This window comes from Actinocatenispora sera (genome assembly GCF_018324685.1).
Taxonomy (GTDB): domain Bacteria; phylum Actinomycetota; class Actinomycetes; order Mycobacteriales; family Micromonosporaceae; genus Actinocatenispora; species Actinocatenispora sera.
In genome coordinates this window covers 6,598,508-6,614,464 of sequence record NZ_AP023354.1, presented here as the reverse complement: position 1 = coordinate 6,614,464, position 15,957 = coordinate 6,598,508, and the positions used below count along the sequence as shown (strand labels likewise).

At 73.3% G+C, this 15,957-nt stretch carries 11 protein-coding genes and 1 pseudogene; 6 read left to right on the top strand and 6 right to left on the bottom strand.

The window, feature by feature from the left end:
• The first annotated feature begins 150 nt into the window (after nucleotides 1-150).
• Together Asera_RS31115 and Asera_RS31110 are read left to right on the top strand one after the other, a co-directional pair.
• Nucleotides 151-1,755 carry an MFS transporter gene (locus tag Asera_RS31115; RefSeq protein ID WP_084131844.1) on the top strand — a complete coding sequence of 535 codons (1,605 nt, stop codon included), beginning with the start codon at nucleotides 151-153 and terminating at the stop codon, nucleotides 1,753-1,755.
• Between the two features lie 61 nt (nucleotides 1,756-1,816).
• Nucleotides 1,817-2,722: a hypothetical protein gene (locus tag Asera_RS31110; protein ID WP_030447146.1), complete on the top strand. Its 906-nt coding sequence runs from the start codon at nucleotides 1,817-1,819 to the stop codon at nucleotides 2,720-2,722.
• 190 nt (nucleotides 2,723-2,912) lie between these two features.
• Here Asera_RS31110 and Asera_RS31105 read toward each other — a convergent pair whose 3' ends face one another.
• Nucleotides 2,913-3,341 carry a hypothetical protein gene (locus Asera_RS31105; protein ID WP_030447145.1) on the bottom strand — a complete coding sequence of 143 codons (429 nt, stop codon included), beginning with the start codon at nucleotides 3,339-3,341 and terminating at the stop codon, nucleotides 2,913-2,915.
• Nucleotides 3,338-3,748: a roadblock/LC7 domain-containing protein gene (locus Asera_RS31100; protein ID WP_030447144.1), complete on the bottom strand. Its 411-nt coding sequence runs from the start codon at nucleotides 3,746-3,748 to the stop codon at nucleotides 3,338-3,340. Before Asera_RS31100 ends, Asera_RS31105 begins: the two co-directional genes overlap by 4 nt.
• 210 nt (nucleotides 3,749-3,958) lie before the next feature.
• Here Asera_RS31100 and Asera_RS31095 point away from each other — a divergent pair, with 210 nt between their 5' ends.
• The 4 genes and pseudogenes from Asera_RS31095 to Asera_RS31080 all read left to right on the top strand — a co-directional run.
• Entirely contained in the window at nucleotides 3,959-4,843 is an 885-nt protein-coding gene (locus Asera_RS31095; RefSeq protein ID WP_051802445.1) for a GGDEF domain-containing protein, read from the top strand.
• 226 nt (nucleotides 4,844-5,069) lie between these two features.
• On the top strand, nucleotides 5,070-6,332 hold the full coding sequence (locus tag Asera_RS31090; RefSeq protein ID WP_030447142.1) for an MSCRAMM family protein: 1,263 nt from the start codon (nucleotides 5,070-5,072) through the stop codon (nucleotides 6,330-6,332).
• On the top strand, nucleotides 6,329-7,153 hold the full coding sequence (locus tag Asera_RS31085; protein ID WP_030447141.1) for a YceI family protein: 825 nt from the start codon (nucleotides 6,329-6,331) through the stop codon (nucleotides 7,151-7,153). The genes Asera_RS31090 and Asera_RS31085 overlap by 4 nt, the downstream gene beginning before the upstream one ends.
• Before the next feature lie 38 nt (nucleotides 7,154-7,191).
• A pseudogene (locus Asera_RS31080) lies at nucleotides 7,192-8,142 on the top strand (CehA/McbA family metallohydrolase); the annotation flags it as partial.
• A 174-nt stretch (nucleotides 8,143-8,316) separates the two neighbouring features.
• Here Asera_RS31080 and Asera_RS31075 read toward each other — a convergent pair.
• From Asera_RS31075 to Asera_RS31060, 4 genes are all read right to left on the bottom strand, one after another.
• Nucleotides 8,317-10,284, bottom strand: a complete 1,968-nt coding sequence (locus tag Asera_RS31075) for a hypothetical protein (RefSeq protein WP_030447140.1) — start codon at nucleotides 10,282-10,284, stop codon at nucleotides 8,317-8,319.
• Nucleotides 10,285-10,968: 684 nt separating this feature from the next.
• Nucleotides 10,969-13,218 (bottom strand): malto-oligosyltrehalose synthase, encoded by a 2,250-nt coding sequence (treY, locus tag Asera_RS31070; RefSeq protein WP_212804774.1) that lies wholly within the window; start codon nucleotides 13,216-13,218, stop codon nucleotides 10,969-10,971.
• The gene (glgX, locus tag Asera_RS31065) at nucleotides 13,218-15,335 is read right to left on the bottom strand and encodes a glycogen debranching protein GlgX (protein WP_030447138.1); all 2,118 of its coding nucleotides are present in this window, start codon (nucleotides 15,333-15,335) and stop codon (nucleotides 13,218-13,220) included. Before glgX ends, treY begins: the two co-directional genes overlap by 1 nt.
• A 210-nt stretch (nucleotides 15,336-15,545) precedes the next feature.
• Entirely contained in the window at nucleotides 15,546-15,815 is a 270-nt protein-coding gene (locus Asera_RS31060; protein WP_157034918.1) for a hypothetical protein, read from the bottom strand.
• Nucleotides 15,816-15,957 lie beyond the last annotated feature (142 nt).

Below are 15,957 nucleotides of genomic sequence, written 5' to 3'. Positions count from 1 at the left end.
GGTTGTTGTAGGGGCGACCGGCAGGCTCCGCCACCCGCCGCTGCCACGGCGGGTGGCGGAGCGCCGGTCTCGTAGACCGCTCGCCGTCGCTCGTTCGCGCAGGTCAGCGGCCGTGATCCGGGCCGGACCAGCCGGCGCTAGCGTCGGTGCATGCCGCAGCCAGCTGATCCACCCTCGCCGGGCGCGCCGGACCGGGCCGACCCACTCGGCGGTGGCCCGCACAGCGGTGACCCGAGCCACGGCGGTGACCGGAGCCACGGCGGTGCGCTGCTGGTGGCGATGGGGCTGTGCGTGGCGCTGGTGGTCGGCATGGTCTCGGCGCTGAACCTGGGCATCCCGCTGCTGTCGGCGAGCGACCTGCACCCCTCCGCGGAGGCCGTGGTGTGGGTCGTCGACGGGTACGTGGCGGTCTTCGCGTGCCTGCTGATCCCGGCCGGCGCGCTGGCGGACCGGTTGGGCCGCAAGGGAACCCTGCTCGCCGGAATGAGCGTGTTCGGCCTCGGCGCCGCGAGCTGCGCGCTGGCACCGACCACCGGCGTCCTGATCGCCGGCCGGATGCTGTCCGGCGTCGGCGCCGCCGCGGTACTACCCAGCACCCTCGCGCTGCTGCTCGCCTCCGTCCCGACCGCCGCGGGAACCTCGACCCGGAGCCTGACCGGGCACGGTCGCAGCCGACGGATCGCGGCCTGGTCGTCGATGACCGGCCTGGCCGCGGTGCTCGGCAACGTCGGCGGCGGCGCCGCGCTGCAGACCGGTTCCTGGCGGGTGCTGTTCGCCGCCGCCGTACCGCTGACCGCGGCCGCGGTGGCCGTCACCGCCCTGGCCGCCCCGCGGGTACCGCGGCATGCCGGCCGGCCCGATCCGGTGGGTGCGGCACTGCTGACCGCCGGCGTGCTGGCGCTGCTGTTCGCGGTGATCGCCGCACCCCGGTACGGCTGGCTCACCGCGCCGGTCGTCGCCGCCGCGGCGCTCGCGGTACTGCTGCTCGCCGGGTGGGTGCGGCATGGCTGCCGGGCGCGCTCGCCGCTGCTGGACCCGCGCATCCTCGCCGCGCCGGCGGTCCGCGCCGGGGCCCTCGGGATGGCCCTGACCTTCGTCGGCATGTTCGCGGTGATGTACCTCAACGGCCAGTTCCTGCAGTACGTCCGGGGCTTCTCGGTACTGGGGTCCGGGCTGCGGCTGCTGCCGATGGCGGCGGCGCTGTACCTGGCGCCGCGCGCCGGCGTCGCGATCACCCGCCGGTACGGGCGGCGGGCCGGGGTCGGCGCCGGGCTGCTGGTGCTCGTCGCCGGGCTCGCCGTGCTCGGCAACATGGACGCACACACCGGCTACCCCGGCTACGTGCTCGGCGTGGTACTGGTCGCGGCCGGGTGTGGGCTGGCCGGGCCGGTGCTGTCGGAGGTGATGGTGACCGCGCTGCCGGCGTCCGCCGCCGGTACCGGATCGGGGCTGCAGAGCCTGACCCGGGAGCTCGGCAGCGCGGTCGGCGTCGCGGTCGCCGGCAGCCTGATCACCGCCGGGTTCGACGCTCGGTTGCCGCCGGCGGCCGGGGATCCGAGCACGGTGGCGGCCGCGCTCGCGGCCACCGGCGTCGACCGCGCCGCCGTGCTCGACGCGTTCACCGGTGCGGCCGGCGCCGCGCTGCGCACCGTCGCCGTCGCCGTCGCGGTACTGGGCGTGCTCGTGATGTGGTGGCTGCCGCGCGGGCGACGTGCCGGTCAGAATGCCCACACCGGCCCGGACGGCGGTGGGTAGTTGTGCCGTACGCCACCGGCCGTCGATCGCCGACACTGGGGCTTCCGACGGAGGAGGACCGATGAGCTCAGGCGGATTCACCATCAACCCGACCGCGGTGCGCGCGCTCACCTCCGAGGTCTCCGGTCTGACCGGCCGGATGGGCGAGGTGATCAGCGGCCTCGAGACGGCGGTGCTGGACGGGCTGTCGTTCGCCGCGCTGGGCAGCCCGGTCGCCGCCGCGAACACCACCCTGCAGAGCCAGCTGGTGGCGTCGCTGCGCAGCGCGATGCAGCTGTTCGAGAAGATCAACGGGCACGTGCAGCAGTCCAGCGACGACTACGCCAGCACCGACACCGCGGTCGCCGACGGGTACGGCGGCCAGCAGGGCAGCGGCGGTACGACCGCGGGCGGGCCCACCGACCAGCTCGACCCGGCGGTGGTGCGCAGCATCATGAACTCCGAGGGCGCGGCCGGCGAGCAGGGCGGCGTGCGCGAGCTGTACGGGTTCCGGCAGAGCGAGCACAACGGCTACGACCAGATCCTCGCCGCGCGCAACCGGTACGGCCAGGGCAGCCCGCAGGAGGTCGCCGTGGTCAGCGGCCTGCTGTCCGACCACGCCCGGGCCGCCGGTGCGCTCCACTTCTCCGACCCCGGGGTACAGGCGGCGATCGTGTCCGGCGCGCACATGCGCGGCGAGGGTGGCGTCCAGGCGATCCTCAACTCGATGGCCGGCGACCCGATCCACCGCAGCGGCACCCTGTCGCAGCACACCATCCAGACGATCCAGCAGATGTCGCCCGAGCAGTTCCAGCAGTCGTACCACGACGCCCGGATCGACTACGACCGGGCGATCTACGGCAACACCACCACGCACCAGGGCGGGGTCACCGACAACTGGTGGCACCGGTACGGCCACGGGCTGACCGAGCGGTACGACCGGGAGCAGCAGGAGTTCCTCGGCCTCTCCAACGGCAACGGCCAGTAGCCGGCGCCCCTCGAACTGAGGCGTCGCCCGCCGCCCGCGCGGCGCGGGCGGCGCCTCGCTCCACCGGAGGCCACGGGGCCGGGCCTCCGCGAGCCGGCGCCGGGGTGCGCCGCCGAGACCGCACCCCGGCGCCGTCCTGCGCCGCCGAGACCGCACCCCGGCGCCGTCCTGCGCCGCCGCGTTCATGGGTTCAGCCGAGCGGTTGGTCCAGGCGTAGCCGGAGCAGGTCGGCGAGCGGCAGCGTCTCACCGTCCCGGGCGCCCTCACCGACGGTCAGCGGCGGCGGGGTCGGCGCCACCCGCGCGCCGCGCACCCGGGCGAGCGCCGAGTCCGGTACGGACAGGATGTAGAACTCGCCGTCGGCGGCGACGGCGATCGATCGGTCCGGCTTCAGGTACCAGCCGCGCAGCCCGGTGCGGTACCGGTGCCGCCCGCCGTACCCGCGGGCCGCGAGCGGCACCGGGGGGATGCCGCGCTCCGTGACGTCCCGGACGAACCGGGCGACCAGCTCGCGGGCCTGCCGCTGCTGCGCCTCGCGCGCCTTGCGCTGCGCGTCCACGTGCACCTCGGCCGCGTGCGCACTCGCCCGCCGCCGCGCCGCCCGCTCGTCGGCGCTCACGACCCCTCCCGCAGGGCGTCGCCGCGGTGGCCGGGGTTGAGGACGGGGCCGACGCGGTCGACCAGGCGGGTCATCTCGTAGCCGATCCGGCCGACGTCGCAGTCCGGGGGAGCGAGGACGGCGAGGCAGGCGCCGTCGCCGATGCTCATCAGAAACAGCAGGCCGACCGACATCTCGACGACGGTCTGTACCACCCGGCCGCCGCCGAGCAGCTCCGCCCCGCCGGCGGCGAGCGAGGTGGTACCGGCGGCGATGGCGGCGAGTTGCTCGCCGGCCTCGGTGGGCAGCCGGCCGGACGAGGCGACCAGCAGGCCGTCGGCGGAGACCGCGATGGCGTGCGCGGCACCGACGTCGCGCGCGAACTGCGCGAGCAGCCAGCCCATCGTGCCGTCGGGTCGCGCCGTCATCGTCCCAGTCTCGCCCATCCGGGGCCCGGATGGCGGCCCGGAACAGGTGGCGATTCGGCTCCGATTCGAGTTGAACTTCTGCACTGCAAATTGCAGGTGAGATACCTGGTTAATCCACTGAAGAAGAAAGGTTGATGATCTTCACCTTCGCCTGAACATCTCCTACACTTTGTCCCGGTAGTCATCGAACCACCCGTTGGGCGGTTGAGCATGTCCCTGCTGGTTCCCGGCGAGAGTTCCGAGAGCGGGCCGACACCCGAGGCGTCGGCCCGGTTGTTCGACGCCCTGGTGGAGTCGTCCCCACACCCGATCGCGGTCTACGCACTGGACACCGGTGTGATCGACTACGTCAACCTCGGCATGGTCGGGTTGACCGGCCTGTCCCGGGCCGGCCTGGTCGGCGCCCGGTTGCACGACCTGCTCACCGAGGTCAAGCCGAGCACCGGCTACTCCGACGGCCGCCTCAACGGACAGTACGGTCTCGCCCTGCCGACCGGCCGGACCCGCATCATCGAGGCACGCACCGAACTGATCGCCGCACCCGGCGGCAGCTGCGGCCACCTGATCGCCTGGGACGTCACCGAGCAGGCCGGCGTCCAGCGCAAGCTCGCCTACCAGGCCACCCACGACGCGCTGACCGGGCTGTACAACGAGGCACACGCGGTCGCCTACCTGTCCAGCGCGCTGCGGCACCTGCGCGCCGACCACGACCACAGCATCGCGGTGATCTACCTCGACCTGAACGGCTTCAAGCGCATCAACGATTCGTACGGGCACCAGGTCGGCGACGAGATCCTCGCCGCCGCGGCCCGGCGGCTCGCCTCGGTGACCCGCGCCGGTGACCTCGCCGCTCGGCTGCACGGCGACGAGTTCCTGGTCGTCTGCAAGGTGAACAACACGATCCACGCCGCGCACATCGTGGACCGGATCCGTGCCGTGCTGCGCGAGCCGTACCCGGTGGCCGGCGGCGCGCTGCACGCCCCGGCCAGCATCGGCGTCGCGGTGGCGATCGATCCGGCGGTGCGCGCCGATGCCCTGGTGCGCTGCGCGGACCAGCGGATGTACAGCGACAAGCGGCTGATTCGGATCGCCTGACGACCCCCCGTTGGGCGGACGGTGTTCGCGTCCTTCCACTCGGTACATCGTTGTCCCGGAAGTGCGGGCGGGGTGCGCATCGCGCCGGACGATGAGGCAGGATGTTCCTACGTTCGCCATAGTCCCGGCCTTTTCCGAAGTGTCGGGCATCGGGGGATGAGGTCCGGCTGCCGGCCTCGCGGCGAGCACCGGTCCGCAACGACGTGGATGGTGAGCCGTGCACACGATGGCCGTGCACTTGACGACCGGCTGGCCGCTGCTGGCTGCCGCCGCCGCGCTGGCGGTGGTCGTCGCTCTGGTCGTACTGATTCTGATCGCGGTCCGGCGCGCCCGCCGGCGCGCGGAGGCGGCGGCCTCGCCCGACCCGGCAACCCCGGCGGGCGCACCGGCCGGGGCGGACCAGCTGGGCGGGTCCGCCGATACCCGGTCGCCGGGCACCGCGCCGCGGGGGCAGTCGCCGGTCGGCGCACCGCGAGGGCAGTCACTGGGCCGAGAGGTTCCGACCCGGACGCCGGGCGCCGGTGCGCAACCCGCGCCGCGTACCGCGCCGGACCCTCCCGCGATCGGTCCCGCCGACCGCCTCGCGATCGGCGATGCGGCACCGGCCGCGGACGAGCCGGTACCGGTGACCGAGCGGCGCTGGTCGGAGATCGACATGCGCGAGCTCGCCGCCGCCTCCCGGCAGCTGGCCCGGCCGGTACTGCGGGGCGTGGTGACCGGCGGGTCCGGGGAGCCGCTCGCCGACGCCGTACTGACCGTCATCAACGTGGCGGGCGGGCAGGCCGGCAACGCCCGGACCGGTGCCGACGGCGGCTACCAGCTGACCATGCCGGCCGAGGGCGGGTACGTGGTGATCGCGCGCGGCCTCAACCACGAGCCGCACGCCGCCACCGTCGAGGTGCACGGCGTGCTGACCACCTGCGACATCCGGCTGGCCTCGTCGGCCGGGCTGACCGGTACGGTCGCCGACCCGGACGGCTCGCCGGTCGCCGGCGCGACGGTGATCCTGACCAACACCTCCGGAGCGGTGGTGTCCGCGCTGCGCAGCAACGCGCACGGCGGCTACGGCGTGACCGACCTGACCCCGGGGCTGTACACGGTGACCGCGACGGCGCCGGAGCGCGAACCGATGGCGCTGCTGGTCGACGTCCCACCGACCGGTATCGCCCGGCAGGACGTCACGTTCGCACCGCGCACGCTGACCCTCGCCGGCACCACCCGGCACTCCGACGGCCGGCCGCTGGCCGACATCCGGGTGTCGGTCGTGGACAGTTCCGGTACCGAGGTTGCGACGACCTACTCCGACGCGGCCGGCCGGTACGAGTTCGCCGGGCTGCGGCCGGGGCACTACACCGTCGCCGCGTCCGGCTACCCGCTGGTCAGCACGCCGCTGGACGCCATCGGCCGGGTCGAGGACCACGACATCAGACTGGGGTACGCCGGGTCGCCGGCGACCACCGCCACCGTCGACGAGGAGTACGCGCAATGACCGGCCAGGCCCTGACGGTACGGATCGAGTCCGGCGACGGGTGGCCGGTGGCCGGCGCGATCTTCACGCTCACCGACCTGTCCGGCCAGCAGGCCGGGATCGCGGTCGCCGACGAGGAGGGCGGCGCCCGGCTCGACTCGCCGTCGCCCGGCCCGTACACCGCGATCTTCACCGCGCCGGGCTTCAGCCCGTCGGCGACCGCCGTGGTCGTGCCGAACGGGCGACCGGCCGAGCTGGGCACGGTCCGGTTGGACCGGATCGCCACCGAGACGACGCTGCCCGAGCCCGGCGTCTGGACCATCGACCCGATGCACACGACGGTCGGCGTCACCGTGCAGCACGCCGGCATCTCGTCCGTGCGTGGCCGGTTCACCGAGTTCGCCGGATCGCTCATGATCGGCTCGCCGACCGAGTCGTCCACGGTCACCGCGACCATCCAGGCCGACTCGGTCGACACCGCGAACAAGATGCGCGACGACCACCTGCGCTCGCCGGACTTCCTGAACGTCGCCGAGCATCCGACCATCACCTACCGCGGGGTCGGGATGACGCCGGCCGGGCCGGACCGGTGGTCCGTGCGGGGCGACCTGACGCTGTGCGGGCAGACCCGGCCGGTGCCGCTGGACCTGCGGTACCTCGGTGTGGACACCGACCCGTTCGGCGTGGTGCGGGCCGGGTTCAGCGCCAGCGCGCAGCTGCGCCGTCAGGACTTCCGGATCTCGTTCGCGCAGACGCTCGCCACCGGCATCGCCATGGTCGGCAGTACCGTCCGGGTCACCCTCGACGTGGAGGCGGTCCAGGGCGACACCCTGCCGTACTGAGCGCCGGCCGGTCGTGCCGCGTGAACTACGGTGCTGGCATGACGTGGGGTACCGGAGCGGGCGGGCGTCCACCGAGGTGGGAGTCCTCGCCGACCCGGGCGGCCGGCCGCGGGCGTCGGTGGTACCGCGGTGACTGCCACGTGCACTCGGTGGTGTCGCACGGCGGCGAGCTGACCCCGGACCTGCTGGTGGCCGGTGCCCGGGCGGCGGGGCTCGATTTCCTCGCCGTCACCGAGCACGACACCGCCGCCGCGCACGATGCCTGGAATCGACACGCGGACGACGACCTGCTGGTGATCCTGGGCCAGGAAGTCCTCACCCCGGCCGGGCACTGGCTAGCCCTGGGGGTACCCCCGGGGCATGTGGTCGCGGGGGGCCGCGGCGGGCAGCCCGACCGGGTCGACCGGCATCTGGACGAGGTCCATCGAACCGGTGGGCTCTGCGTGGTTGCCCACCCCCACGCGCCCTATCCCTCGGGCACCTTCACCATGCCGTACCAGGGTTTCGACGTGGTCGAGGTGTGGAACGGGCGGTGGCGCTCCGACGTGCCGTGGCAGGCCGACAACGAGGCGGCTCTGGCGCAGTGGGGTCGCAGCTTGGCGGTCGACCTCCGGCACGGACGGTGGCGGCCGGCGATCGGCAACAGCGACACCCATCTCGACGGTCAGATCGCGATCCCGCACACCGTCGTGCTGGCAGACGAGCTGAGTCCCGACGCGATCCTCGCCGGCATCCGCGCGGGCCGGAGCTGGATCGCGGCGTCGGACGCCGTCGACCTGTCCCTCACCGTCCGCGCCGGCGGTCGTGTCGCGGGAATCGGGGAGCGGTTGCGGATCGGCGGCGAGCCAGCCGCGGTCCTCCTCGACGTACGCGGCGTGCCTTCGGGCACCGTCAGCATCCACACGGAGCAGGGCCAGGCGTATCGCGCCCCGCTGCCCGAGACGGGATCGGGCACCGTGGAGTGGCACACCACCGCGGAAGCATCGGCGTTCGTCCGGGTCGAGATCCGCCACCCGGACGGCACCATGGCGGCGGTCAGCAACCCGATCCTCCTGGTGCCCGACCACCACGGCGCCGAACGGCCCGGCGGAGACCCGGCCGCCAGCGAGCACGCTGCCGCGTTCGTGACGGTGGGCAGGGGCGGGAGCCGGAAACCGGTCCGCTCAGGGGCCGACGAACAGGGCGGCGGCGCGCCAGTCCTGGCCGTCCAGCAGCGGACCCGAGACCGGCACGCCGGCCGGGGCCGGCAGGCCGGCCACCATCGGGTACCGGGTGAGCGTGCCGGTGGTGTCCACCGAGTACCAGTAGGCGCCGGCGGTGAACATGCCGCGTACCCCCGCGAACGCCCCCGTCACCTGGTGCCGGTCCGCACCGATGGTGCCGCTGTCCGGCGCGAACCACCGCCAGTACAGGGCGGTGGAGCCGGCCAGCGTGTAGCACAGCCGGCCGGCGCGGTAGGTGATCGAGGTGACCGAGCCGAGTTCGGCGAAGAACGGGGACGGCGAGCCGCGGTAGGTCTGGCCACTGCCGGTGGACACCGTGTCCCAGTACGGATCGTGGTACGGGTCGAGCACCTGCGGCGTGCCCGGCACCCCGCCGGTGAACGGGCGCCGGGCCAGCGTCCCGTCGCCGGCCAGCGTGTACAGCAAGCCGCCGACCACGAACCCGCCGCGCAGGTGCTGCCAGCCGCCGCCGGTCACGGTCGTGGTCGTCGCGCCGACGCCGTTGCCCCCGTCGTACCCGCGTGCCGCCAGCGTGTCGGCGCCGCCGCGGCCGGCCAGGTACACGGTGCCGGGCAGGGTGGGCACGGCGGTGCCGACCGGATCGGTGCCGCCGCGCACCGGCAGGCAGCCGATCCGCTCCCGGCGGTACTGGAAGTTGCCGAGGAAGTCGGTGTCGTAGCCGAGCCACAGGCAGTCGTCGGTGACGGTCATCGCGGAGATGCCGACGCCGCGCGGATTGCGCCCGGGATTCCAGCGGTACGGCAGCCCGCTGACCGGATCGAGTGCGGCGATGCTGGCCCGGCCGACCGCGCCCGCGCCGGCCGAGTCGTGCCCGGCGGTGTTGTTCAGCCAGCGGAAGTGCCCGCCCACGTACACCGCGGCGCCGGTCACCGTGGCGGACAGGAACGTGTCGCCACCGGAGTGGTCCACCCAGGTCGGGGCCACGTCGGCCCCGACCGCGCCGGTCTCCCACCGGCTCGCCGAGTCGCACAGCGCGGTGCCGCCGGGCCCGCCGGTGGCGACGACGACGAAGTACGAGCCGTCCGGGGCCATCGCCACGTCCCGCACCCAGGAGTCGAACGCGCCGGCGTTGCAGGTCGCGCCGAACGCGGTCGTCGCGAACGTCGGATCGACGCTCGCCGCATCGGCGCCGAGGGTGAGCCGGACGATCTGGTCGTGCGCGACACCGTCGGCGGTGCGGAAGTTGCCGATCACGATCATGGTCCCGCCGTCCGGGGTGATCGCCCACGCCTTCGTCCCCACCGCACCGGTACCGAAGTTGTGGTGTCCGGCCAGTTGCACGTCGAGGTAGCCGTCCAGCGCGCCGGTGCCGGCGTCCAGGCTCGCCAGTCCGGACCGGTCCTGCCCGCCGACGGTGTGGAAGGTACCGCCGAGCAGCAGCCGGCCGCCTTGCACCGCGAGCTCGGTGACGATCCCGTTGAGGTACGGCGGATCGAACGAGCGCACCAGCGACCCATCGGCGAGGTCGAGCAGCGCGACGCCCTTCTGCGCCACGCCGTCCACGGTGCGGAACTGACCACCCACGTACACGGTGCCCGCCGGGCCGGGCGCGATCGCGTCCACCTCGCCGGACAGCGCCGGTACGAACGTCGTGGACACCGCGCCGGTCGCCGCGTCGAACGCGAACAGGTACGGCCTGGACAGCTCGGTGTCGCTGCCGGCGTCGGCGACCTGCGTGAACGTACCGCCGGCGACGATCGTGTCGCCGATCCGCGCGATCGCCTGCACGGCACCGTCCGCAACGTTCGGGGTGCCGGCCCGCGGCCAGTCGCGCACCAGCTGCGGCGTGGTGGCCTGGGCGTACGCGGGCGGTGCGGTCAGCGCGGCTGCCGCGGTGGCGAGCGCGGCGAACAGCAGGGCGGCGCGGTGGGGTCGGTGGCGGGACACGGCGGCTCCTGGGGAGGGGACGGGCCTTCTGCGTCGTATGACTTTCCGTGCGTACGAAACGACGTACCGTCGTCTCTAACGCACGATGTCGCCAAAGGTCACCTCTCTGCGCCGAGGTCCACCCCAGGCGCCGCTGGATGCTGGCGGTGCAAAGACCACCTCTGCCCGGCGCCGCTCGGCGCTGGCGGTGCAAAGACCACCTCTGTTCACGCTTTGACCCCGCGTGGGGGAATGCGAGGAGAGGGCTTCGCCCCCTCCTCGCGCTCCTTCCCCGCCAAGGGGATTCCCCTTGGCCATCCCCTTATCCATCCCGGTACTGCTGCCCATCGACGCCGAGTGCGAGTCGAAGAAGACCGGGGAACCGGCCCGGCCTTCCCATCACGGCAACGCCCGCCTCGCTTCCAGCGGGCCGTAGGCGGGTGGGGTTGGCTTGTCGTGGCGGGCTTGGCGTTGATGGGTAGGCCGCACCGACGCCCCGTCGTTCCGAAGCGGCCAGGCGGGGTCAGGACCCGGTCACTGGTTTCCCGACGGGGGATTGTCAAGGGGGCGACTGCCCCTTGATGGGGAGGGGTGTGGGGAGGGGCGAAGCCCGCTCCCCACGTTCCCCCACGAGGGGTGAAAAGAGAAAACAGAGGTGGCCTTTACACCACCAGCAAGAGCGCACGCCGGCGCTTCGGGTCCACCTCAGCGCAAAGAGGTGGCGAGCAGCGCTACGGGATAGCTTTCGAGAAGCTCGACGAGCTTGACGGTGCCGGCGAACGTACGGCCGGTGAGCACGTCGGTGTGGTCGCCGGCCGGCAGCTCGAGCACGGTGTCCTGCCAGCCGCCGCGGTCCGCGAGCCCGACCGGCAGCCGGGTGGCGGCCACGGCGACCCCGCCCCGGTCGTACGCCACCGCGTGCTCGGCCGCCGCCCCCCGCACCGCGAGCGGCCGGTGGTCGGAGAACGCGTCCGGGCGGTCCCGGCGCAGCCGCAGCGCGCGCGAGGTGACCAGCAGCTTGGCCGCTCCGGTGGCGTCCACGGGGGGACGCCAGCCGTCGTCGAGCCGGGCGAGCAGCTCCCGGCGTACCGCGAAGTCGACCGGGCGGCGGTTGTCCGGGTCGACCAGCGAGTAGTCCCACAGCTCGCAGCCCTGGTACACGTCGGGTACGCCGGGCATGGTCAGCTGCACGAGCTTCTGGCCGAGCGAGTTGCTCCAGCCGAACGGCGTGATCCGGTCGGCGAACCGGGCCAGCGTGTCGTGCAGCCACGGATCGTCGTGGATCCGGTCGATCACGGCGGCCAGCGCCGCCTCGAAGTCGGCGTCCGGGTCGCGCCAGCTGGTCGCGGTGTTGGCCTCGCGGGCGGACTTGAGCAGCACCGCCTGCAGCCGCTCCCGCTCGATCGGCCAGGCGCCCACCGCGGTCTGCCACAGGAGCCGGGCGACCGCGTCGTCGGCCAGCGGTACCGCCTCCATCAGCCGGCGGGAGAGATCCAGCCACTCGTCCGGGATCTCGGCCAGCACCGCGAGGCGGGCCCGCACGTCCTCGCTGCGCTTGGTGTCGTGGGTGGACAGGGTGGTCATCGAGGTCGGCTGGTCGGCCTGCCGGGACCGGCAGCCGGTGTGGAACTCGGCGACGGTACGGGACACCTCGTCGGGGGTGCCGCCGACCTCGTCGCCGACCAGGAACCCGGTGTAGCGGTAGTCGGCGGTGTCCTCGACGCCCTTGGCGACGACCGCGCCGGTCAGCTGCTGGAACCGGGCGGCGAGCTCGTCGGCCGGGTCGGACAGCCGGGGCAGCAGCGCGGCGAGGGCACCGGACAGTTCCGGCCGGCGCAGCCCGGCGGCGGTGGCCGCGGCCGTCAGCTGCTCGAGGCCGGCCGGCAGGTACGAGCGGTAGACGCCGAAGTTCGCGGCTATCTCGGCGAGCGCGTCGCGGGCTGTCGGCGCGTCCAGCTCGGGCACCAGCCGGACCAGCCGGGCCAGTTCGGCGCCCAACAGTTCGGTGACCGCCTGCCGCCGGCCGGCGTAGGCGAGGTCGTCGAACGGTTCGTCGACCGCGGTCAGGGCGGCCGCGCCGCGCGGGTCGACGAACAGCCCGGTCACCTCGCGCAGCGCGTCGTACCCGGTGGTGCCGGCGACCGGCCAGGCCGGCAGGCGCTCGCCGGCGGTGAGGATCTTCTCCACGATCAGCCAGGCGTCCGGCGCCGAGCGGGCGAGCCAGTTGAGGTAGCCGCCAGGGTCGCGCAGCCCGTCGGGATGGTCGACCCGGATCCCGTCGAGATCTCCCGCGCGGTACCAGCGGAGGATCTCGGCGTGGGTGGCGTCCCGGACGGCGGGGTCCTCCACCCGCAGCGCGGCGAGTTCGGTGACCGCGAAGAACCGGCGGTAGGTGAGCAGCTCGTCGTCGCGCCAGGACACCAGCCGGTAGTGCTGGCGGGCGTGCACGGCGGCCGGGTCGTCGCCCTCGGTGCCGGGTGCGATCGGGAACCGGTGCTCGTGGTACCGCAGCTCGTCGTCCACGATGGACAGTGCCGGGGTGTCCTCGTCGCCGAGGACCGGCAGCACGAGCTTGCCCGCGGACCAGTCGACGTCGAACCAGCCGGCGTGCTCGGCGTCGCGACCGAGCCGCAGCAGGTCCCACCAGGCGGCGTTGACCTCCGGCCGGGCCACCCCCATGTGGTTCGGCACGATGTCGAGCACCAGGCCGAGACCGTTGCGCCGCAACGCCGCCAGCAGCCGCAGCCGGCCCTCCTCGCCGCCCAGCTCCGGGTTCGTGCGGGAGTGGTCGACGACGTCGTAGCCGTGCGCCGAGCCGGGGGTGGCCGCAAGCTGCGGCGCCGAGTACAGGTGGGTGACGCCGAGCGCGGCGAGGTAGTCGGCGATGCCGGCGGTGGCGTCGAAGTCGAAGTCCGGCCGGACCTGCACCCGGTAGGTGGCGCGCGGGGCGGCCATCACACCGCCCGGATCAGCACGATCAGCGACCGGGCCTCGACCCGTACCTTGCCGCCGGAGGAGGCCACCTGGTCCTCGTCCCAGCCGTCACCGGTCGGCTCGGCGGTGTCCAGCAGCACCCGCCACTTCTCGCCGTACTCGCTGGCCGGGGTGGTGAACGTGACCGGCTCCCAGTACGAGTTGAAGCACAGGATGAACGAGTCGTCGGTGATCTGCTCGCCGCGCGGGCCGCGCTCCCGGATGCCCTCGCCGTTGAGGAACAGCGCGACCGCCCGGCCCAGCCCGGTCTCCCAGTCGTCCTCGGTCATCTCCCGCGCGTCGGGGGTGAACCACTCGACGTCGGGTACCGGCGACTCGGCGGTGCGGCGCAGCGGCCGGCCGTCGAAGAAGCGGCGGCGGCGGAAGATCGGGTGCTCGGCGCGCAGCGCGGCGAGCCGGGCGGTGAACTCGATCAGCGGCCGGTCGGCCGACTCCCAGTCCATCCAGGACAGCGGCGAGTCCTGGCAGTACGCGTTGTTGTTGCCGCGCTGGGTGCGGCCCAGCTCGTCGCCGTGGCACAGCATCGGGGTGCCCTGCGACAGCATCAGGGTGGCGAGGAAGTTGCGGCGCTGCCGGGCCCGCAGCGCGAGCACCGTCTCGTCGTCGGTGTCGCCCTCCACGCCGCAGTTCCAGGACCGGTTGTGGCTCTCGCCGTCCCGGTTGTCCTCGCCGTTGGCCTCGTTGTGCTTGTTGTTGTACGACACCAGGTCGTGCAGCGTGAACCCGTCGTGGCAGGTGACGAAGTTGATGGAGGCGACCGGCCGGCGCCCGTCGTCCTGGTACAGGTCGGAGGAGCCGGAGATGCGGGAGGCGAACTCGCCGAGGGTGCCCGGCTCACCGCGCCAGAAGTCGCGCAGCGTGTCGCGGTAGCGTCCGTTCCACTCGGTCCACAGTGGCGGGAAGTTGCCCACCTGGTAGCCGCCGGGGCCGACGTCCCACGGTTCGGCGATCAGCTTGACCTGGCTGACCACCGGGTCCTGCTGCACCACCTCGAAGAACGTGGACAGCCGGTCCACGTCGTAGAACTCCCGGGCGAGCGTGGCCGCGAGGTCGAACCGGAACCCGTCCACGTGCATCTCGGTCACCCAGTAGCGCAGCGAGTCCATGATGAGCTGGAGCGGCTGCGGGTTGCGCACGTTGAGGCTGTTGCCGGTGCCGGTGTAGTCCATGTAGTACTCCGGCCGGTCGTCCAGCAGCCGGTAGTACGCCGGGTTGTCGATGCCGCGGAAGCACAGCGTCGGGCCCATGTGGTTGCCCTCCGCGGTGTGGTTGTACACCACGTCGAGGATCACCTCGATGCCGGCGATGTGCAGTTCGCGCACCATCGCCCTGAACTCGCTGACCTGCTGGCCGCGCGAGCCGCGCGAGGCGTACCCGTTGTGCGGGGCGAGGAAGCTGATCGTGTTGTAGCCCCAGTAGTTGCGCAGCCCGCGCCGCACCAGCGCGTCGTCGTGCACGAACTGGTGCACCGGCATCAGCTCGATCGCGGTCACCCCGAGCTTGTTCAGGTGCGCCACCACCGCCGGATGCCCGAGCCCGGCGTACGTGCCGCGCAGCTCCTCCGGTACCTCCGGGTGGCGCATGGTCATGCCGCGCACGTGCGCCTCGTAGATGACCGTCTCGTGGTACGGCCGGCGCGGCGCCCGGTCGTCCGCCCAGTCGAAGTACGGGTTGACCACCACCGACTTGGGCATGTGCGCGGCGGAGTCGGCGTCCGAGCGCTTGCCCGGGTCGTCCAGCCGGTAGGCGAACAGCGACGCGTCCCAGTCGATCTCGCCCTCGACCGCCTTCGCGTACGGGTCGAGCAGCAGCTTGTTGGGGTTGCAGCGCAGCCCGCGGCGCGGCTCGTACGGCCCGTGCACCCGGAACCCGTACCGCTGGCCGGGGGAGATGCCGGGCAGGTAGCCGTGCCAGACGAACCCGTCGCTCTCCGGCAGCTTCACCCGCTGCTCGTTCCCGGCGGAGTCGAACAGGCACACCTCGACGGCCTCGGCGACCTCGGAGAACAGCGCGAAGTTGGTGCCGACACCGTCGTAGCTCGCGCCCAGCGGATAGGCGGTACCGGGCCAAACCTGCATCGCGTCCTCCGCAAGGCACTCAGGGTGTCCACAGCGTGTGATCGGCTACCGACCGAATGGTACTGGCGTGCCAGGTGCGTGGCGGTTGTCGGGGGACGTTCGCACCACCGCCTCGCCCGAACGCACGTCGGGCGAGGCGACGCCGGCCGCTGACGTCGAGACACGCCGACGCCCGGCGGGCGTACCCACCGGGCGTCGTCGAGGCCTGTGTCAGCCGAGCAGCTGGTGCGCGAGCGGACCGATCGGGCACAGCATGAACGGACGGCCGCAGGAGCACTGGTCGGCGCCGATACCGGGCACCGTGACCCGATGGTGCGCCTCGATCACCTGCAGGACGAATCGCCGCCACCGTCGCGGGTCGTTGACCACCGGCCACTGGCCCGCCTCGGTACCGGCACCGTCGCGAGCGGCGCCGCCGGTCGGCCGGGTACCGGTGCCGCCGGTGATCCCGGCGGGCACGGTCTGGCGTGGCGCGGTCACCGGTGTACCCGGACGGGCGGTTGTCGCCGCCGCGGCGGTTGCACCATGCGTGCTCATCCTCCGACCCCCTGTTCGATAGCGCCGACACGAGCGTGGGCGCGTCGGGTGGTCCGCGTCGCCGCCCGGTTTCCGGGCGCCCCCC